19 protein-coding genes are annotated in these 19,677 nt (G+C 63.1%); 9 read left to right on the top strand and 10 right to left on the bottom strand.

Going from position 1 to position 19,677, the window contains the following annotated elements; translation table 11 throughout:
* The first annotated feature begins 28 nt into the window (after positions 1-28).
* The 4 genes from ACGYLX_RS11965 (at position 29) to ACGYLX_RS11980 (ending at position 6,399) form a co-directional block, all read left to right on the top strand.
* Entirely contained in the window at positions 29-1,363 is a 1,335-nt protein-coding gene (locus ACGYLX_RS11965; protein ID WP_394449804.1) for an amidase, read from the top strand.
* 121 nt (positions 1,364-1,484) lie between these two features.
* Positions 1,485-2,669 (top strand): aminotransferase class I/II-fold pyridoxal phosphate-dependent enzyme, encoded by a 1,185-nt coding sequence (locus tag ACGYLX_RS11970; RefSeq protein WP_394449688.1) that lies wholly within the window; start codon positions 1,485-1,487, stop codon positions 2,667-2,669.
* A 12-nt stretch (positions 2,670-2,681) separates the two neighbouring features.
* Positions 2,682-5,618 carry a DNA translocase FtsK 4TM domain-containing protein gene (locus tag ACGYLX_RS11975; RefSeq protein WP_394449690.1) on the top strand — a complete coding sequence of 979 codons (2,937 nt, stop codon included), beginning with the start codon at positions 2,682-2,684 and terminating at the stop codon, positions 5,616-5,618.
* Between the two features lie 175 nt (positions 5,619-5,793).
* The gene (locus ACGYLX_RS11980; RefSeq protein WP_271692900.1) at positions 5,794-6,399 is read left to right on the top strand and encodes an outer membrane lipoprotein carrier protein LolA; all 606 of its coding nucleotides are present in this window, start codon (positions 5,794-5,796) and stop codon (positions 6,397-6,399) included.
* A 70-nt stretch (positions 6,400-6,469) separates the two neighbouring features.
* On the opposite strand, the gene ACGYLX_RS11985 is transcribed toward ACGYLX_RS11980, so the two are convergent.
* Complete coding sequence (locus ACGYLX_RS11985; RefSeq protein WP_322328450.1) at positions 6,470-7,060, bottom strand: lytic transglycosylase; 591 nt, start codon at positions 7,058-7,060, stop codon at positions 6,470-6,472.
* A gap of 305 nt (positions 7,061-7,365) precedes the next feature.
* Here ACGYLX_RS11985 and hspQ point away from each other — a divergent pair, with 305 nt between their 5' ends.
* A complete protein-coding gene (gene hspQ, locus ACGYLX_RS11990) occupies positions 7,366-7,692 on the top strand; it encodes a heat shock protein HspQ (protein ID WP_067261750.1) in 327 nt (108 codons plus the stop codon).
* A 38-nt stretch (positions 7,693-7,730) separates the two neighbouring features.
* Here the strand turns inward: hspQ and ACGYLX_RS11995 are convergent, their stop codons facing one another.
* From ACGYLX_RS11995 to ACGYLX_RS12005, 3 genes are all read right to left on the bottom strand, one after another.
* Positions 7,731-9,308, bottom strand: coding sequence for a gamma-glutamyltransferase family protein (locus tag ACGYLX_RS11995; RefSeq protein WP_394449692.1), 1,578 nt, complete (start codon positions 9,306-9,308; stop codon positions 7,731-7,733).
* 226 nt (positions 9,309-9,534) lie between these two features.
* A complete protein-coding gene (locus tag ACGYLX_RS12000) occupies positions 9,535-9,999 on the bottom strand; it encodes an ATP-binding protein (RefSeq protein WP_394449694.1) in 465 nt (154 codons plus the stop codon).
* Positions 10,000-10,003: 4 nt separating this feature from the next.
* A complete protein-coding gene (locus ACGYLX_RS12005; protein ID WP_067266757.1) occupies positions 10,004-10,342 on the bottom strand; it encodes an STAS domain-containing protein in 339 nt (112 codons plus the stop codon).
* 87 nt (positions 10,343-10,429) lie between these two features.
* Between ACGYLX_RS12005 and ACGYLX_RS12010 the strand changes: the two genes are divergently transcribed.
* From ACGYLX_RS12010 to ACGYLX_RS12025, 4 genes are all read left to right on the top strand, one after another.
* Positions 10,430-11,602 (top strand): thiolase family protein, encoded by a 1,173-nt coding sequence (locus tag ACGYLX_RS12010; protein WP_394449696.1) that lies wholly within the window; start codon positions 10,430-10,432, stop codon positions 11,600-11,602.
* A 73-nt stretch (positions 11,603-11,675) separates the two neighbouring features.
* Entirely contained in the window at positions 11,676-12,134 is a 459-nt protein-coding gene (locus tag ACGYLX_RS12015) for a GAF domain-containing protein (protein ID WP_209218454.1), read from the top strand.
* A 49-nt stretch (positions 12,135-12,183) separates the two neighbouring features.
* The gene (locus ACGYLX_RS12020) at positions 12,184-12,831 is read left to right on the top strand and encodes a pseudouridine synthase (RefSeq protein ID WP_067266751.1); all 648 of its coding nucleotides are present in this window, start codon (positions 12,184-12,186) and stop codon (positions 12,829-12,831) included.
* Between the two features lie 185 nt (positions 12,832-13,016).
* On the top strand, positions 13,017-13,670 hold the full coding sequence (locus ACGYLX_RS12025; RefSeq protein ID WP_394449698.1) for a peroxiredoxin: 654 nt from the start codon (positions 13,017-13,019) through the stop codon (positions 13,668-13,670).
* 7 nt (positions 13,671-13,677) lie between these two features.
* Here ACGYLX_RS12025 and ACGYLX_RS12030 read toward each other — a convergent pair whose 3' ends face one another.
* The 6 genes from ACGYLX_RS12030 to ACGYLX_RS12055 all read right to left on the bottom strand — a co-directional run bounded on the left by ACGYLX_RS12030 (position 13,678) and on the right by ACGYLX_RS12055 (position 19,672).
* Positions 13,678-14,430: a glycosyltransferase family 25 protein gene (locus tag ACGYLX_RS12030; RefSeq protein WP_394449700.1), complete on the bottom strand. Its 753-nt coding sequence runs from the start codon at positions 14,428-14,430 to the stop codon at positions 13,678-13,680.
* Between the two features lie 51 nt (positions 14,431-14,481).
* The gene (locus ACGYLX_RS12035; RefSeq protein WP_394449702.1) at positions 14,482-15,186 is read right to left on the bottom strand and encodes a glycosyltransferase; all 705 of its coding nucleotides are present in this window, start codon (positions 15,184-15,186) and stop codon (positions 14,482-14,484) included.
* A 60-nt stretch (positions 15,187-15,246) separates the two neighbouring features.
* A complete protein-coding gene (pnp, locus tag ACGYLX_RS12040) occupies positions 15,247-17,388 on the bottom strand; it encodes a polyribonucleotide nucleotidyltransferase (protein ID WP_394449704.1) in 2,142 nt (713 codons plus the stop codon).
* Positions 17,389-17,670: 282 nt separating this feature from the next.
* Entirely contained in the window at positions 17,671-17,940 is a 270-nt protein-coding gene (rpsO, locus tag ACGYLX_RS12045; RefSeq protein WP_067266742.1) for a 30S ribosomal protein S15, read from the bottom strand.
* A 169-nt stretch (positions 17,941-18,109) separates the two neighbouring features.
* Positions 18,110-19,036: a calcium-binding protein gene (locus ACGYLX_RS12050; RefSeq protein ID WP_394449706.1), complete on the bottom strand. Its 927-nt coding sequence runs from the start codon at positions 19,034-19,036 to the stop codon at positions 18,110-18,112.
* Positions 19,037-19,135: 99 nt separating this feature from the next.
* On the bottom strand, positions 19,136-19,672 hold the full coding sequence (locus ACGYLX_RS12055) for a DUF1643 domain-containing protein (protein ID WP_394449806.1): 537 nt from the start codon (positions 19,670-19,672) through the stop codon (positions 19,136-19,138).
* Between the last annotated feature and the right edge of the window lie 5 nt (positions 19,673-19,677).

Below are 19,677 nucleotides of genomic sequence, written 5' to 3' on the forward strand. Positions count from 1 at the left end.
CGCCAAGAACAGCGGTAAGGGGGATGACATGCAAGAATGGTTGGAAATGACGGCGGCGGATTTGGGGCGCGGGATCGCGGCGGGCGATATCGACCCGGTGGCGCTTTGCGATGCCTATCTTGATGCCATCGACGCGCATCCGATGCGCGACCGTATCTATGCCCGCGTCACCCCTGACCGCGCCCGCGCCGAAGCCGCCGCCGCGGCTGAGCGGGCCTGCGACGGCCAGCGTCTGTCGCCGCTCGACGGGGTGCCGATCTCTTGGAAAGACCTCTTCGATACCGCCGGAACGGCCACCGAGGCGGGCTCCAAACTGCTCGAAGGCCGGGTGCCTGAGCGTGACGCCGAAGTGCTCGCCAGCGCGACGGCCTTGGGGCTGGTCTGCTTGGGCAAGACGCATATGAGCGAATTGGCCTTCTCGGGCCTTGGCCACAATCCCAGCACTGCGACACCGCCCTGCGTGAACGAGCCGGACAGCGTCTCGGGCGGGTCGTCCTCAGGCGCGGCGGCTTCGGTTGCCTTTGGCTTGGCGGCGGCGGCGATCGGGTCGGATACCGGCGGGTCGGTGCGCATTCCGGCGGCGTGGAACGATCTGGTGGGGCTCAAGACCACCGCAGGCCGTGTGTCCCTTGCCGGGACCGTGCCGCTGGCGGCGAAGTTCGACACGGTTGGCCCGCTTTGCCGTTCGGTCGAAGATGCGGCGCTACTGCTTGCCGCCTTGGAGGGGGGCAAGCCTGCCGATCTGCAAGAGAGCGAGTTGGAGGGCTGCCGTTTCGCGGTTCTGACCAATGTTGTCATGGATGAGCTTTCCGATGAGCCAAAGGCTGCTTTTGACGCGGCGGTGGCGCGGTTGCGAGAGGCCGGTGCCACGGTAGATGAAATCGCAGTGCCCGAAGTCGAAGAGGCGATGCCGCTGAGTTCCTGTCTCTACACCACCGAAGCCTATGGGCTGTGGCGCGATGTGATCGAAGCCGACCCGGAAGCGATGTTCAGCGAAATTCTTGAGCGTTTCCGGTTGGGTAAGGGGTTCTCCGGCCCCGATTACGTTGCCGCTTGGGCCAAGCTCGATCTGGCGCGGGCAGGCTATGACCGGGCCGTGGCAGGCTATGACGCCGTGTTGGTGCCCACAGCGCCCATGCTGCCGCCGAACATCGAACGGCTGAACAGTGACCACGACTATTACCTCGCGCAGAATCTCCTGTCCTTGCGCAACACGCGAGTCGCGAATCTCATGGGGCTTTGCGCGCTTACTTTGCCGACCGATATGCCCTCTTGCGGCATTTCTCTGATGTGCGCACCGGGGGCCGAAGAACAGCTTTTGCGCCTTGGTGCGGCGGCTGAAGCGGCCCTGCGCGAGGCCTAAGAGCGCACGACCGAAAAGCCACAAGGGCGGCAAAACTCCCCGGTTTTTCTGGACGGGAGAGGCGCCCTTGGGTACCTTGGGGCAAACGGGGCGCGAATGATCCCGATCCGAGGCAGTTTTGATGATGTATACCGAGCGGTTTTCGAACCTTCCGGCCCACGTGTGGCCGCGCCTGCGCGCATTGCTTGACGGGCATGAGGGCGGCGGCACGCCGATCCATATGACCATTGGCGAGCCGAAACATGCGTTTCCGGCTTGGGTGACCGATGAGATCACGAAACACGCCGCAGGGTTCAACAAATACCCGCCGAACGACGGTTCGCCCGAATTGCGCGCGGCCATCGCTTCATGGATCGCCCGCCGCTACGGCGTCGAGATGGATCCCGACAGCGAGGTGATGGCTCTGAACGGCACGCGTGAGGGGCTCTATAACGCCGTCATCGCGCTTTGCCCGCCCACCAAGAATGGGGAGAAATCGGCCATCCTGATGCCGAACCCCTTCTACCAAGTCTATATGATCGGCGCGATTTCCGGTGAGGCGGACCCGATCATGGTGCCCGCGACCGCAGAGACCGGGCATTTGCCAGATTTCGCCAGCCTGCCCGAAGAGGTGCTGCGCCGCACCACGGCGGCCTATCTCTGCTCCCCCGCCAATCCGCAGGGCGTTGTCGCCTCGCGCGACTACTGGGCCGAGCTGATCGCGCTGGCTGAGAAGTATGATTTCCTGATCTTCGCCGATGAATGCTATTCCGAGATCTACCGCGACACGCCGCCCACCGGGGCGCTGGAGGTGGTCAAAGAATTGGGCACCGACCGCAACCGCGTGGTGATCTTTCACTCGCTGTCGAAACGCTCGAACCTGCCGGGGCTGCGGTCGGGCTTTGCCGCCAGCGGGGCCGAGACGATGCGCCAGATCAAACAGTTGCGCAACTACGCGGGCGCGCCATTGCCGCTGCCCTTGCAGCAGGCCGCCGCCGCGGTCTGGGCCGATGAGGCGCATGTGGAAGAGAACCGCGCGCTCTATCAAGAGAAATACGCCATCGCCGACCGCATCTTTGGCAATGTGCCGGGCTATGCGAGCCCCGAGGCGGGGTTCTTCCTCTGGCTTCCGGTCGAGGATGGCGAGGCGGCGGCGCTGAAGCTCTGGCGCGAGACCGGCGTGCGGGTGCTGCCCGGCAGCTATCTGGCGCAGAACGTCGCCGGGGGGAACCCCGGGCAGAATTACATTCGGGTCGCCTTGGTGGCCCCAAAAGACGAAACGACGCGCGGATTGGAAGCGATCCGCGACTGTCTGTATTCGGCATAAGCGAGGGACGACATGGCATATCAGACACGGGGACGCGATCCATTGCTAGACAGCAACATGGCCGAGGCAATCGAAAAGCGCGGTCGTGAACTGCTGGGGCTGGCGCTGATCATGCTGGGCATCATGGCCGCCATGATGATCGGCAGCTACACGCCCGACGATCCCAACTGGATGGTCTCGACCGATGCGCCGGTGCAGAACTGGATGGGCCGGATCGGTGCCTCCATCGCCGCGCCGCTGTTCATGATCGTCGGTTGGGGCGCTTGGGGCATCGCCATCGTCCTGCTGTTCTGGGGCGGACGTTTCGCGCTGCATCAGGGCGATGACCGCGCGCTTGGGCGGCTGATCTTTGCGCCTATCGCCGTCGCACTTGGCGCGATCTACGCCGCGACGCTGGCCCCCGGTCAGGAATGGCTGCTGACCCATAGCTTCGGTCTGGGCGGGCTGTTTGGCGATACCGTCATGGGCGCGCTGCTGACGATCCTGCCCATCGGCTCGACCCTGACGGTCAAGCTGATGTCGCTTTTGATGGGCGTCGCTATCCTTGCGTTGGGCGCCTTTGTGCTAGGCTTTACCAAGGCCGAGCTGTTCCGCATTGCGCGGTTCCTGCTGGTCGGTCTGATCATGGCCTATGCCGGTCTGATGACCCTTCTGGGCCGCGGGGCCAATGGGGCCGTCGTCGCCGCGCAGAACCTCTCGGCCCGTCAGGCCGAACGTCGTGAGCGCCGCCGTCAGGAAGCCGAAGACGCCGAAGCCTGGGCCGCGCAGGAAGCCGAGCAGAGCTATGCCGCAGAGCACGCTCCGGTGCCCGAGCCGGAAGCCGAACCGCGCAGCCTGTTCGGTCGGATGCCCGGGCTGATCAAACGGCCCGAACCGGAAGACGACATGCCCGAGCCGGAACTGATCGAGACCTACAGCGATGCCATCGTGGATGAGACACCGGGCGAAGAGCGCATCAAAAGCAAGATCGCCGATGTGATCAAGAACCGCGTGCGCCATGCCAATGCGATCCACACGCCGACGACCGCGCCCTTGACCAAGGGCCGGGGCCGTGGGCCGGATCCGCTGGTGCTGAACACCAGCCAGCCTGCCGCCCAGCCCGCCGGGCTGCGTGCCGAACCGCCCCTGACCGCCGAACCGGCCACCCTGCGCCCCGAGCCGCTGCTGCGCAGGCCGCAGGCCCAGCCCGCGCCTGCTCCGACGCCCGAGCCGATGGTTCAGGAACCGGCAGCGCAGGCGCCGATAGCCGCGCCCTACGAAGACACTGTGGCGTCTGAGACCCTGCCGTTGCAGCAGGCGCCCGCGCCTGAGGCGATGAAAATCCCCGTGGCGGAACCGCGCAAAGTGGTGCAGCAGCCCGCCCGCAAACCCGTCCAGCCCTCGAAACAGGCGCAGGTCGAAGCGCAGCCCACCCTGACCTTCGACGACACGCACCCCGGGTTTGAACTGCCGCCGCTGAGCCTTCTGGAAAGCCCCGAGAGCGTGCAGCGCCTGCACCTCAGCGATGAGGCGCTTGAGGAAAACGCGCGGATGCTGGAAACCGTGCTCGACGACTACGGCGTGAAGGGTGAGATTGTCGCGGTGCGGCCCGGTCCGGTCGTCACCATGTACGAACTCGAACCCGCGCCCGGTCTCAAGGCCAGCCGCGTGATCGGTCTGGCAGATGACATCGCGCGCTCCATGGCAGCCCTTTCGGCGCGCGTCTCCACCGTGCCGGGCCGCTCGGTGATCGGCATCGAACTGCCCAACGAGAACCGCGAGAAGGTGATCCTGCGCGAGATTCTTTCCAGCCGCGACTTCGGCGACGGCAACCACCGCCTGCCGCTGGCGCTTGGCAAGGACATCGGCGGCGACCCGGTTGTGGCCAACCTCGCCAAGATGCCGCACCTGCTGATTGCGGGCACCACCGGCTCGGGTAAATCCGTGGCGATCAACACAATGATCCTGTCGCTGCTCTACAAGCTGACGCCGGAAGAATGCCGGATGATCATGATCGACCCCAAGATGCTGGAACTGTCGGTCTACGACGGCATCCCGCATCTGCTGAGCCCGGTCGTCACCGACCCTAAGAAGGCCGTCGTGGCGCTGAAATGGGTCGTGGGCGAGATGGAAGAGCGCTATCGCAAGATGTCCAAAATGGGCGTGCGCAACATCGAAGGCTACAACGGCCGCGTCCGCGAAGCGCTGGCCAAAGGCGAGATGTTCTCGCGCACCGTGCAGACCGGCTTTGACGAGGACACCGGCGAGCCGATCTTTGAGACCGAGGAAAACACACCCGAGGCGCTGCCCTATATCGTCGTCATCGTCGACGAGATGGCCGACCTGATGATGGTCGCAGGCAAGGAGATCGAAGCCTGCATCCAGCGTCTGGCACAGATGGCGCGGGCCTCCGGCATCCACCTGATCATGGCCACACAGCGCCCTTCGGTCGACGTGATTACGGGCACGATCAAGGCGAACTTCCCCACGCGGATTTCCTTCCAAGTGACCTCGAAAATCGACAGCCGCACCATCTTGGGCGAAATGGGCGCCGAGCAACTCTTGGGCATGGGCGACATGCTGTATATGGCGGGCGGTGCCAAGATCACCCGCTGCCACGGCCCCTTTGTCAGCGACGAAGAGGTCGAAGAGATCGTCAACCACCTCAAGCAATTCGGCGAGCCGGATTATGTCTCGGGCGTGGTCGAAGGGCCGTCCGAGGATAAGGAAAGCAACATCGACGCGGTGCTGGGCCTTGGCGGCAATACCGATAGCGAAGACGCGCTTTATGACACCGCCGTGCAGGTTGTGATCAAAGACCGCAAATGCTCCACCTCCTACATTCAGCGCAAACTGGCGATCGGCTATAACAAAGCCGCGCGTCTGGTCGAGCAGATGGAGGAAGAGGGGCTGGTCTCTCCGGCGAACCATGTTGGCAAGCGTGAGATTCTGGTGCCGGAACAGGCATAGGTCTGCCTCTTCCCCCCCCTCTTGGGGGCGACAATCAGAAACACCGCCGGGCCACCCTCCCGGCGGTGTTTTTTTTATGGGGCAGGGCGGGCGATAGCGAAAAACCGCGCCCTGATATCGAATATCACGCCCGCCCGCCCTATGTCAGAACGTGAGGCAACACAGGACGAACAACATGCGTAAACTTACTTCTGCGATTCTGGCGGTTGGACTGGCCGTATCGGCCCCCCTCGCGGCGGCGGCGCAGCAACTGTCGCTGAATGAGATTTCGGGCTATCTGAACCAGCTTCGCACCGCCAAGGGCGACTTTACCCAGATCAACGATGACGGGTCGATCAGCACGGGCACGATCTATATCAAACGCCCCGGCAAGGTACGTTTCGAATATAATGCGCCGGATTCCGGACTGGTCGTCGCGGGTGCGAATACGGTTGTGATCTACGACAAGAAGTCGAACCAACCGGCTGAGACCTATCCGCTGGCGCGAACACCGCTGTCGATCATCTTGGCCGACAACGTCAATCTGGGCCGCGCCAAGATGGTGACAGGCCACAGCTATGACGGCACCGCCACCACGGTCACGGCCCAAGATCCCGCCAACCCGCAATATGGCAACATTCAGATGAAGTTCACCGGCAACCCGGTGCAGCTGCGTCAGTGGATCATCAACGATGGCAACGGCAGCGCCACGACGGTCGTGCTGGGTGACATGCAGGTGGGGGGCAATATCTCTAACAGCCTGTTCGACACCGCGGGCGCACGGGCAGGCGGCAGACGCTAAGCGGCCCTGTTGAAACAAAAAAACGCCCCGGCTGATCAGGCCGGGGCGTTTTGCATTGGAGTGGGCGGGTTTACCAGCGGCCCAGACGGCAACCGGCGATCTGCCGTTGATAGAGTTTGGCGCGGGAATCGACCTTACCCGCGACCCCGACCAGCCACGCCTTGCTGTTGTAGCTCTTGCGGGCAAAACCGGTGTGGCCCTCGTGATAGGCGAGGTATTGGTTGCGAGCGTCATGCAGGGAGACGCCGTTCCGCTCCCGCGTCAGGTTCATGTACCAGCCCATGAAATCGCTCGCGTCGCGAATCCGGTCGCGTTTGGCGCGCCAGCGGCCCTCGGATTCCAGATACTCATCCCATGTCGCGTCCAAAGCCTGCGAATAGCCAAAGGCGCTGGATTGGCGGCCCATCGGAATCACACCCAGCACATATTTGAACGGCGTCCGGGCATCCGCCACGAATTTGCTCTCTTGGTGGATGGTGGCCATTTGAACGTGGATGGGGACACCCCATTTCCGCTCGGTCGCGCGGAATGCGCGCAGATAGTCGGGGTGATCTTTCAGGATCGTGCAGGCGTTATCCAGATCACGCGGGGCCGTTTGAGGCCCGCCGCCGCAGGATGCCACCAGCAGTACGATCATCATTGCGCAAAAATGCTTGCTCATCTGCCTCTCGCCTCTCGTTTTTGTTAGGGGACGTTTTTTCGGAGGAGTTTAACCGATTCACCCTCACCATCACATCACTAAATTGGGAAAATGCGCCGCGGGCTGGGCGGTATTGCGCTGACTGCGCAGCCCTGCGCAGGCGGTATTTCGCGGGGGGCCAGCAAAGCAGTTGCGCCCCCGGGCGGTAGGCTGCCGTAAACCCACTGTCGGCGCGGCGTTCACAGTCTGTTTCCCCGCGCAGAGCCGCTGTGATTGGACAAAAGCCCCTTGAAAGGGCTACCGTCGAGGGGTAGGGGCAGCATGTTATGATACGAACACGCGCAAAATATCACCTCGGGCAGATTGTCCGTCACAAGAAGCATCCCTTTCGGGGCGTGATTTTTGACGTCGACCCGGAATTCGCCAACACCGAAGAATGGTATGAGGCGATTCCCGAAGAGAACCGGCCGGTGAAAGATCAGCCGTTCTATCATCTCTTGGCCGAGAACGATCAGAGCTACTATGTGGCCTATGTGTCCGAGCAGAACCTCGTGGCTGATTATTCGGGGGAGCCTGTGGACCACCCCGATATCCCTGATCTTTTCGGCCCCTTCACCGACGGTGCCTATCCGCTGCATTTCCAGATGAACTAAGCCCTGCGGGCTGTTTCCCAGCCCGCCAGAGGTCTTCATCAATAGCCCAAGGCGCAGCCGTCCTTGCGCGGATCGCTCGCGCCTTCCAGCACGCCATCTTCGCGGATGCGGATCGCCTGTGCCCCGCCGATCGCCGTTTCGGGCACTTCGACCCTATGGCCCAGATCGCTCAAGCTTTGGCGCACATCGTCGCCAAAGCCGCGCTCGACCTTCATCACCTGCCCATCGGCAAAGGCGCGCGGCGCATCGATAGCGCTTTGCACATCCATGCCGAAATCGGTGAGGTTCGAGGCAAAGCGCGCGTGGCCGCAGGGCTGATAGGCCCCGCCCATCACGCCAAAGGGCATGGTCACACGGCCATTCTCACGGATCATGCCGGGAATGATCGTATGCATCGGGCGTTTGCCGCCTTTCAGCTCATTGGGGTGGCCTTCCTCCAATGTGAAACCCGCGCCGCGGTTTTGCAGCAGGATGCCGAACTTGTCCGAGGCGATGCCAGAACCGAAGCCGTGGAAGATCGAATAGATGAGCGAGACCGACATGCCGTCGCCGTCGACCACGGTGATATAGATCGTGTCTTTATGCACCGCCTCGCTGATCGCGGCGGCGGCGGTCATGGCGCGTTTGGGGTCGATCAGGGCCGCAAGGGCGCGGGCGGTTTCAGGCGCCAGCATGTGCTCAAGCCGCGCGGTGTGGTCCGGGTCGGCCAAAAAGCGGTTGCGCGCGTCATAGGCCAGTTTGGTGGCCTCAGCTTCGATATGCAGCCGCTCGGCCCCCAGCGGGTCCATCCCGGCGATGTCGAAGTGATTAAGGATATTCATCAGCAACAGGGCGGTCGCCCCTTGGCCGTTGGGCGGATGTTCGACCACTTCGAGGTCTTTGTACTGGCCTGACACGGGCGTCGTGACCTCGGCGCGGGCCTTGGCGAAATCCTCGGCGCTGTGGCTGCCGCCTGCGGCTTGCAAGGTGGCGATCATGTCCTCGGCGATCTCTCCGGTGTAGAAGGCATCGCGGCCCTGCGCGGCCACGCGGCGCAGCACTTCGGCCTGTCCCGGTGCGCGGAAGATGTCGCCGGTGCGGGGCGTTTTTCCGTTGATGAGGAAGTGATCCCGCGCGCGCCCCTGAAGGGTGCCGCCGTCGGTGGCCCAGTCAAAGGCCACGCGCGGGGCGACGGGCACCCCCGCCTCGGCATAGTGGATCGCGGGGGCGAGCAGGGCGTCCAACCCCAGTTTGCCGGCGCTTTCCGAGAGGTGGCAGAAAGCGTCGATGGCCGTAGGGATCGTCACGGCATCCGCCGAGCGGAGCGGCACCGTCTGCTCGCCCTTGTCCCGCAGTTTGGCGGCGTTCAGCGCCGCCGGCGCGCGGCCAGATCCGTTGAGGGCGTGGACCTCCTCGCTGCCTGCCGGGGAGTAGAGCACGAAACAGTCGCCGCCGATCCCGGTCATCTGAGGCTCGCAAATGCCGAGCAACACCGCCCCGGCGATGGCCGCGTCCATCGCATTGCCGCCCCGCGCAAGGATATCGACCGCCGCCCGCGCCGCCAGCGGATGGGATGTGGCGCAGATGCCGTTGGTGGCCAAGACCGGTGACCGGCCGGGAAGGTGAAAATCGCGCATGTGCTGCCCCTCGCTGAATTACGTCAGCGTGACCCTAGACGGAGATCTCGGTTCTGCCAATGCGGGGGAAAGTTCCTCGGCACCGCGTACTGGGTGGGGGCTATTAAACACGGCACCGAGGGAAGCCATATGCAGCTACAGTCCCGTTTATGACCGGAAACCAAGGCGCAATTGTGATCCCAGCGGGGCCGTTTTAGGAAATATGCGGGACGCGCTGCCGCAGATGTTAACGCGGCGGTAAGCCAACCGGGAGCCGCAGGTCGATCCGGTTCTCTTGGGCCAAGCGGCGATAGGTCAGGTCTTTCGCCAGATCGCGGATCAGGAACCAGCCAAAGCCGCCTTCGGGCAGGTCGCAAACCGGGCGGTCGATCTCCTGCGGCAGGCCCAAGGGCGCTTGCAGGTCGGGCATCGGCAGCCCTTCGTCCGAAACGGCAAGGTGCAGGCCGTCGGGCGCGTGATGGCAGGCGATATGGATGGGGCCGGGGGGGTGCGGGTCGGGGTAGGCATGTTCGACGATATTGTTCAGCATTTCGGCGACCACCAAACGCACCACGCAGACCTCCTCGGCCCCGAGCGAAAGGCAGCTGAGCGCGTCTAGCAAAAGCGTGAGCGCCTCCCGCGCGGCCTGCGGGCCGCTGTGAACGGTGATCTCGAACGGGCAGAGCGCGGACCGCGCGGCGGGCAGCCGCATGGCGCTATTCTCGATGCGCGGTAAGGGCGGCGTCAAGCGTGTGGAAAATGCCAAAGACCCTATCCATCCGGGTGAGGGTAAAGACCTTTTCCACCGCCGGGGTCAGCCCGGCCAGCACCAGCGCGCGCTGCGGCGCCAGATGTTTCATCGCCGCCACGATTGCGCCCAAACCGCTGGAATCAATGAAATTGACCCGGTGCAGATCAAGGATCACCACCGGCGGCGCATGGGCCGCGGCGCGGCGCAGCGCATCCTTGAACTCCAGCGCCGCGGCGGCGTCGATCCGGTCATGCAGCACGCTGACCACGCAAAAGCGGTCTTCTGTTTTGGCGGAAACTTCCATAGACATGCCCCGAGACTTTGAAGTTCGAGACGTGATTAACCGTAAAACCTTACCAACTGGTATGCGGTGCAACTCTAGGAGAACGTGATGCGCAATGTCGTGATAACCGGTGCAGCCAGAACCCCGATGGGCGGTTTTCAGGGGGCCTTTGAGGGGCTGACCGCCGCGGAATTGGGCGGAAGCGCGATCAAGGCGGCTTTGGGCAAGACGGATCCTGCCGAGGTGCAAGAGGTGCTGATGGGCTGCGTGCTGCCCGCAGGCCAGGGCCAAGCGCCCGCGCGTCAGGCCGGGTTCAAGGCCGGTCTGGGCGAAGAGGTGCCCGCCACGACGCTGAACAAAATGTGCGGCTCGGGCATGAAGGCGGCGATGATGGCCTTTGACCAGATCGCGCTTGGCCAGACCGATGTGATGGTCGCGGGCGGCATGGAGAGTATGACCAACGCGCCCTACGTCCTGCCCAAGATGCGCGGCGGCGCGCGGCTCGGCCACGGTCAGGTGATCGACCACATGTTCCTCGACGGGTTGGAAGACGCCTATGACAAGGGCCGCCTGATGGGCACCTTTGCCGAGGATTGCGCCGAACGCTTCCAATTCACCCGCGAGACGCAGGACGACTATGCGCTGGCCTCTCTGTCGCGCGCCATCGAGGCGCAGGAGGGCGGCGCCTTTGAACATGAGATCGCCCCGGTCGAGGTCACCTCGCGCCGCGGCAGCACCACGGTGGGTGCCGACGAACAGCCCGCCAGCGCCCGGCCCGAGAAAATCCCGCAGTTGAAACCGGCCTTCCGCGAGGGCGGCACGGTGACGGCCGCGAATTCTTCGTCGATTTCCGATGGGGCGGCGGCGCTGGTGTTGGCGGATGAGGAGAGCGCCAAGCGCAAGGGGCTGAACATCCGCGCGCGCATCGTCGGTCACGCCAGCCACGCCCAAGCGCCGGGGCTGTTCACCACGGCACCTGTCCCCGCGGCGCAGAAACTGCTGGAGCGGATCGGCTGGAAGAAAGAGGACGTCGATCTGTGGGAGGTCAACGAAGCCTTCGCCGTGGTGCCGCTGGCTTTCATGCATGAGATGGACCTCCCCCATGACATCGTGAACGTCAACGGCGGCGCCTGCGCGCTTGGCCATCCCATCGGCGCCTCGGGCGCGCGGATCATGGTGACCCTGCTGAATGCGCTGGAAAAACGCGGGCTGAAACGCGGTGTCGCGGCGATCTGCATTGGCGGCGGCGAGGGCACGGCCATCGCGATCGAACGCCCCTGAGCCCTCGGGCCATTTAACCTATCGAAGGGGGGCGGCCTGCCTCCCTTTTTCCGTCTGCAATAAGAGTATCGCCATGACCGTCGACTACCAAACCCTTGCCAAAACCATCGCTGCCCTGACCGAGGGCGAAGACGATGCCGTGGCCCTAATGGCCACCATCGCCTGCGAGGTACATCACGCGGATGACCGTTTTGACTGGACCGGCTTTTACCGGGTGACCGCGCCCGAATTGTTGAAGATCGGCCCCTATCAGGGCGGGCACGGCTGTCTGGTGATCCCCTTTTCGCGCGGGGTCTGCGGGGCCGCGGCGCGCACGGGCGAGGTGCAATTGGTCGAGGATGTCGACGCCTTCCCGGGCCATATCGCCTGCGCCTCTTCGACACGCTCGGAATTGGTGCTGCCGGTCTGGAACGGCGCGGGGGAGTTGCTGGGCGTTTTCGACATCGACAGCGACCAGCCAAACGCTTTCACCCAAGCCGATGCCGATGCGCTGAGCGCGATCCTCAAGGATAGTTTCGCCGCCGTCGCCTGACGGCATCGCCCCCGCTTGATCCGCGGGGCTGCATCTGCGAGGGGGAGCCATGGATAGCGAATATAACCCGCCGCAGGACCCGTTGGTCATTCTGCATGAAGATGCTGAAGTTCTGCTGGTCGACAAACCTTCGGGGCTGCTCAGCGTGCCGGGCAAGGGCGAACATCTGGCCGATTGCCTGATCACGCGGGTGCAGGCGGTCTTTCCTCAAGCGCTGCTGGTGCACCGGCTGGATCGCGACACCTCGGGCGTGATGATCTTTGCCCTGACGCCCCATGCGCAGCGTCACCTTGGGTTGCAGTTCGAAAAGCGCATGACCCGTAAGACCTATGTCGCGCGGGTCTGGGGCGTGCCTGCGGAGAAATCCGGCAGTGTCGATCTGCCGCTGATCGTCGATTGGCCCAACCGCCCCCGGCAGATGGTCTGCCATGAGACCGGCAAACCTGCGCAGACCGATTGGAAGATGGTCAAGAACGATGGGGAAACCGCGCGCCTTCGGCTTTTCCCCAAGACCGGGCGGAGCCATCAGCTGCGTGTGCATATGCTGGCGCTCGGGCATCCGATTTTGGGCGACCCTTTCTATGCCACAGGACCTGCACGAGATTTTCCGCGGTTGATGCTGCATAGCGAGGAATTGCGGTTCAACCATCCGCAGGGTGGCGCATCGACGAAGGTGCGGGCCAAAGCGCCTTTTTGAGTTGCGCTCCGTGCCCGGCCTTGCGCCGTGAGGTGGGGGCGGGATTGGTATTTGAGAAAGGATGAAGGGGAAGGGGGGCCGTGGCGCTGCGGTGAAGTTGGGCTTTGTGGCGATCGGGGGGTGAAACCGGCGGGGTTTGCGATTACCTCTGACCTATCTGTTCACAGATTGACCCGGAGGATATCATGGGCTTGCGTATCAACGACACTATTCCCGATCTTACAGTCGAAACCGATCAGGGCAGCTTATCCCTGCATGACTTCGTCGGTGACAATTGGGCGATCCTGTTCTCCCACCCCAAGGATTTCACCCCTGTTTGCACCACCGAGTTCGGCGCCGTGGCGCGGCTTTCCGAGGAATGGGAAAAGCGCGGCACCAAGGTGATCGGCGTCAGTGTCGACGGTGTTGAAGAGCATAAGAAGTGGAAGGGTGATATCGAGAAGGTTGCAGGCGCCGAGGCCGGTTTCCCGATCATCGCGGATGCGGGGCTGGAAGTGTCGAAAGCCTTTGATATGCTGCCTGCCGAAGCCTATCTGCCCGATGGCCGCACGCCCAATGACAGCGCCACGGTGCGGTCGGTTTTCATCATCGGGCCGGATAAGCAGTTGAAGCTGAGCATGACCTATCCGATGAACGTAGGCCGGAACTTTGCCGAGGTTCTGCGGGCTTTGGACGGGTTGCAGACGGCGGCGAAGAACGCTGTGGCGACGCCTGCGGATTGGCAGGTGGGTGAGGATGTGATCATCCCCGCGACGGTGTCGGATGAGGACGCCAAGGCGAAGTTCGGGGCGTTTGAGACGGTGTTGCCCTATTTGCGCAAAGCGCAGCTGCCGGGCTGATGTGCCCTTAGCGATGGCCGAGCTTATGGGCGAAAGCCATCGCTTTTTCATGTAGTAACCTACGCTGTTTGCGCAGGCCATAGAGGGCGGAGCGCCGGTATTGCCCTCTGTTCCCTCCAGAGCGAGCGGAAATGTCACTGTCGAACCGGCCTGCTGTGACGAGGCTTTGGGCCGTGGCCAGCCCCATGTCGGAGCGCGTGAGGACCTGTCTGAGCATGTTATCGGCGGGGCAGAAGATAGGTTCGGAGGCGGCGAGGAACGTCTCGGCCCCGGCACGGTTCCAGATCAGCGCGTGGGCGAGCATCGGAAAGTAATGAGCGCGGAGCACCGGAATGCCTGCGACTTTGGCCACGGGGCTGGTGATTTTTAAACGGGTCGCGCCCAGATTTACGCAGTGCCAATCGGTGCGAGGGCGCAGCAATTCTATCAGCTCTGGCACGAAGGTTCGGAATCCGGGTTCAAGGGCGATGTCATCTTCGAAGACGAAACCAAGTTCATCGCCGCTCTCTAGGAAGGCGGCGGCGGCGCGTTGGTGCGAGACGTAGCAGCCAACCTCGCCTTGGGTCATCGACCGGCCCATGAAGCGTCGGGCTTTGCGATCGTCATAGGGGGCGAATTGGGCCAGATCGATCTCGCGTCCGTCGAAGGCATCCACGCGGACCGCCTCGATCTGTGCGGTGTCCAGTTCGGCCTTCGCACTGTCCAGTCGCTGGGGGGAGGCGGCCAGATTGATGACGAATCCCTTTGGGCGCTGTGACATCGATGTGACCTCATTCCTGCGGCGCGCGGGGCGATGACAGGCTTATACGGGTTAAACTTTGGGGGTGGGCCGCCCGCGCAGCCAGTTCTTGAACCGTTTGAAAGCGGAGGGCGGTTTGTGGGCGACGCTGACAAACCCGATGTGCTGGCAAGCGCCGGGTTTCAGGAAAGCGGTGAATTTACCCTGTTTGCGCAATTGGCGCGAGATGTGGCTTTCGCGTTTGAAACCGCTGAAGCCGCCGACCTCTTTCCAAAGGGAAAGCGGGGCCAAATGCGGATTGAAGGTATAGCCGTACCATTTAGGGCTGAGCGCATCCATCCGCGCATAGGGGATGCCGGCGCATTCTTCGGTGACGATCTGGGCGCGAGCCGCATCTTCGATGAAGAAGTTATCGGTGTCGCGGAAACAGACCGAAGAGACATTGGGATGGGCCTCTAGCAAGCGCAGGGCGTCATCTAAAAAATCGTGGCGGGTGAATTCCCAATCGTCTTCCATGTGAAAGACATAAGGCGTGCGCACCTTGGCATACATGGCGTCGACGGCGGGGTGGTGGCCGACCTGTTTGCCCAGATCGATGCGTTGCCCATGATGGCAGAGCTGGTCGAAGACCGCGCTGGTTTCGGCATCGCCGAAGTCGTTGATGCCAATGATCGGCAGCTTGCGCAGCTCGGGGCCGAGGCTTTCGAGCGTTTGTTGCAAGACATCGGGGCGCAGCCCCATGGTGATGCAAATCGTGACCAGATTTTCTGCGCGCATGTCTCGTACTGCCCTGAGGGGAAACTGCGGACCCCGGTGAGGGTCCGCAGCAGGTTTTGATTAACCCTCTGCCGCTTCTTTCTTCTCGGCAGTGATCTCTTCGCCGGTCTCCTGATCGACGACTTTCATCGACAGGCGCACCTTGCCGCGATCGTCGAAGCCCAGAAGCTTGACTTTCACTTCCTGACCTTCCTTCAGAACGTCCGAAGGGTGGTTCAGGCGGCGGTTTTCGATCTGGGAGACATGCACCAGACCGTCGCGCTTGCCGAAGAAGTTCACGAAGGCGCCGAAATCGACGATCTTCACGACGGTGCCCGTGTAGATGGCACCCTCTTCGGGCTCGGCCACGATCGAATAGATCATGTCGTAGGCCTTCTTGATCGCGTCGCCGTTCGGGCTGGCGATCTTGATGATGCCTTCGTCGTTGATGTCGACCTTAGCGCCGGAGACTTCGACGATCTCGCGGATGACCTTGCCGCCGGAACCGATCACTTCACGGATCTTGTCGGTCGGGATCTGCATGGTCTCGATGCGCGGGGCGTGGACGGAGAAGTCCGCGGCACCCGAGATCGCCTTGTTCATCTCGCCGAGGATGTGGATACGGCCTTCCTTGGCTTGCGCCAGGGCTTTCTCCATGATCTCGGGCGTGATGCCTGCGACTTTGATGTCCATCTGCAGCGAGGTGATGCCGGCTTCGGTGCCCGCAACCTTGAAGTCCATGTCGCCGAGGTGGTCTTCGTCACCGAGGATGTCCGACAGGATCGCGTAGGAGCCGTCTTCTTCGAGGATCAGACCCATCGCCACACCGGCCACGGCCGATTTCAGCGGCACGCCGGCGTCCATCATGGACAGGGAGCCACCGCAGACCGATGCCATCGACGAGGAGCCGTTGGATTCGGTGATCTCGGAGACGAGACGGATGGTGTAGGGGAAGTCTGTTGCCGCGGGCAGAACCGCCTGCAGGGCGCGCCATGCGAGCTTGCCGTGGCCGACTTCGCGGCGTCCGGGAGGGCCCACGCGACCCACTTCGCCGACCGAGTAGGGCGGGAAGTTGTAGTGCAGCAGGAAGTTCGATTTGAAGTTGCCGTGTAGCGCGTCGATGAACTGCTCATCGTCGCCGGTGCCGAGCGTGGTCACGACGAGACCTTGCGTTTCACCACGGGTGAACAGCGCCGAACCGTGGGTCCGTGGCAGGATGCCGGTTTCGGCCACGATGTCACGAATTTCGTCGGTGCGACGACCGTCGATACGCTTGCCGGTTTTCACCACGTCGCCGCGCAGGATGCTGGCCTCAAGGCCCTTCATCGCGGAGCTGAGGTTCTTGTCCTCAAGCTGCTCTTCGGTGAGCTTGCTCTTGATCGTCTCGCGGGCGGCAGCAACGGCGGCGGTGCGCTCTTGCTTGTCCACGATCGCGAAAGCGGCGCGCATTTCGTCTTCGCCAGCGGCTTTCACGGCAGCCGACAGATCGGAATAGTCTTCGGGCTGGAAGTCGAAAGGCTCTTTCGCGGCTTCCTCGGCTAGATCGATGATCAGGTCGATGACCGGCTGGATCTGCTCATGAGCGAACTTAACGGCGCCCAGCATTTCCTCTTCCGACAGCTCATAGGCTTCGGATTCGACCATCATCACGGCGTCTTTGGTGCCGGCGACGACCAGATCGAGGCGCTGATCGGGGTTCAGGCGCAGGTCCTGCATGTCGTCGATTGTCGGGTTGAGGACGTAATCGCCACCCTCATAACCCACACGGCAGCCCGCGATCGGACCCATGAAGGGCGCGCCGGAGATGGTCAGCGCGGCGGAAGCGGCGATCATGGCGACCATATCGGGGTCGTTGACCAGATCGTGGCTCAGCACGGTGCACATCACCAGAACTTCGTTTTTGAAGCCGGGGACAAAGAGCGGGCGGATCGGACGGTCGATCAGACGCGCGGTCAGGGTTTCTTTCTCGGTGGGGCGGGCCTCACGCTTGAAGAAGCCACCCGGTACTTTACCGGCGGCATAGTATTTCTCTTGGTAGTGCACGGTCAGGGGGAAGAAATCCTGGCCCGGCTTTTGCTGACGAGCATACGTCACGTTGGCCATGACGCTGGTCTCGCCCAGCGTGGCAATCACCGACCCGTCCGCCTGACGGGCAACCTTACCGGTTTCCAGTGTCAGCGTCTCTTCGCCCCACTGGATCGATTTTTTCGTTACATTAAACATCTACGTTTCCTTTTTGGCCCATTGGCCATTGCATAGGGGCCGTATTGCCCCTGACTCCGGTATCTTCTTTTTCAGGCGCTGGAGTCCGGGCGCCGGATTTCAGATTGCGCGGGCATACATGTTTTCATGGCAAATGGGAAGTGTTCTGTCGTCTCGGGGCCATAAGCGGCGGGTTCTCTCCGCCGCAGCGGGCTGCGGTCTGCGCGCAACAAAAAACCTCCCGGCGGGGGCCGGGAGGTTTTGGTCGTCCTGTCACCGGAACTTCCGGCGGCTTGCGCGCGATTAGCGGCGCAGGCCGAGGCGTTTGATCAGGTCCTGATAGCGGGACTCGTCTTTGGCCTTAACGTAATCCAGCAGCTTGCGGCGCGTCGCGACCATTTTCAAAAGACCACGGCGGCCGTGGTTGTCTTTTTTGTGGGTCTTGAAGTGCTCGGTCAGCGTGGTGATGCGCGAGGTCAGAATGGCAACCTGAACTTCGGGCGAACCGGTGTCGCCTTCTTTGGTGCCGAATTCTTTCATGACTTTTGCTTTTTCTTCAGCAGTGATCGACATCGGGGTCTCCTTTCGAAAAGAGTTAAAATGGATGGCGCAGGCCGGGATGTCGTCCAGCGCAGGCCCATGGAGATATCACCCGCTGACGGAATCAGCAGGCGATTGGGGGCGTATAGGAGGAATTTCCGCCTTTGGCAAAGGGTGATTTGCGCATGGGCTCCGGCCCGCCTTAGGCCGCGAGGCCGAGGTCGAAGGCTGCAGAGAGTGGGATCAACGCGATATCGTCGAGCGTGATGCTGTCCCCCGCCACCCGCGCGACGATGATATCATTCAGCAGGACGAGGGTTTGATCCGCATCCTCCGGGTCGGGCAGGATGGAGAGCGGCGGCTCCGCCCCGCCCGCGCTGCTGTCGTCCCAGACAAAGAGCAGCGAATCGTCCGCCGCGTGGTAGTCCGTGATCTGCGCCGCCCCGCCTTGGCCGATCCAGTCCCCCAAGGCGATCTGATCGGTGCCGTCGCCCGAGGTCACCACATCCCCGGCGCCCGCAATTATCAGGTCGTCGCCGCCGCCGCCGTTCAGGAAATCGGGGCTGTGTAGGTCATCCGCCCCGGTGAGAGTGTCGTCGCCCCAGCCGCCAAAGAGCGTATCCATACCCGCGCCGCCGCGCAGCGCATCGTCGCCAAGCCCGCCTTGCAGGGCATCGTTTCCGGCTTCGCCCTCCAGCAGGTCATCCCCCGCCGCGCCTTGCAGCGCATCATCGCCCGCCCCGCCATATAGAAAGTCATCGTCATTGTGGCCAAAGAGGCTGTCGTTGCCCGCGCCGCCAAAAAGGTCGTCATCCCCGTCATTGCCATGCAGGATGTCGCCGCCCGCGCCACCTTGGAGCGTGTCATTGCCGCCGTGGCCGTGCAGGTCATCATCCCCGCCGCCGCCACGAAGCAGGTCCTCCCCGCCGTAGCCGCCAAGCTGGTCGTCGCCGGGGCCGCCCTGCACCGTCTCACCGCCATCGCTGCCCGACAGGATATCTCCGACCGTGGTGGTACCGCCGCCCGGGCTGTCCCCCTCAGGCAACGCGTCCTCCGGCGGTGTTTCGATTTCCACGAAAGTGACGGCGCCGACCGCCATCAGACCCATTACCCCAGCCAGCCACAACATCCGCAGTTCCACCCGTTGATTGCTTGATGCCCCACACATCGTCCTAGCTTCAAAAGGGCATGTGGTGGCTGTAAAATCAAAGGAATAGCGGGGAAATGGTTAACGAATACCTGCCCGCGCCGGGGGCTCCGGCTGCCACAGAACCGGCTCTTGGGTGTAGGGCAGGTAAAGCGGATGGCGGGGATGCCCGGCTTTGGAGAGGCCAAGGTGGTAGAGCGGTTTCGCCCCCTCAGCCAGTCGTGCGGCGACGGCCAGACCGCGGTCGAGATGGGCGCCATGCACGCCCCAAGCGGCGATGATGCGGTCGGCCCAATCGGCCCCCTCGACCAGCGTGGCGTCATTGTCGGGGCCGATGGGATCGGCCGCTGCGCGCATGTCGCGCGGGTCGGTGGCGCGGAAGGCGAAGATATTGGTCACCCGGAAGCCGCCAAAGCCCAGCACCCGCGCCCGACGCTCGCAGCGCTCGACCGTCGGGTCGTTCTGCACCTCGGTCGCGGTGGAGGGGTTGAGCATCACGAACATCACCCGCGGTGCCGCGCTGTCCCAAACCCGCGTGAGGCTGTAGCGGTACTGCTCGCAGGGCGAATAGACCGCGGTCGAAGGGGCGTCGCCCTTGGTGTGGCTGCGGGTGATCAGGGCCA

It is taken from the genome of Sulfitobacter sp. 1A13496 (assembly GCF_043557225.1).
GTDB lineage: Bacteria > Pseudomonadota > Alphaproteobacteria > Rhodobacterales > Rhodobacteraceae > Sulfitobacter > Sulfitobacter faviae.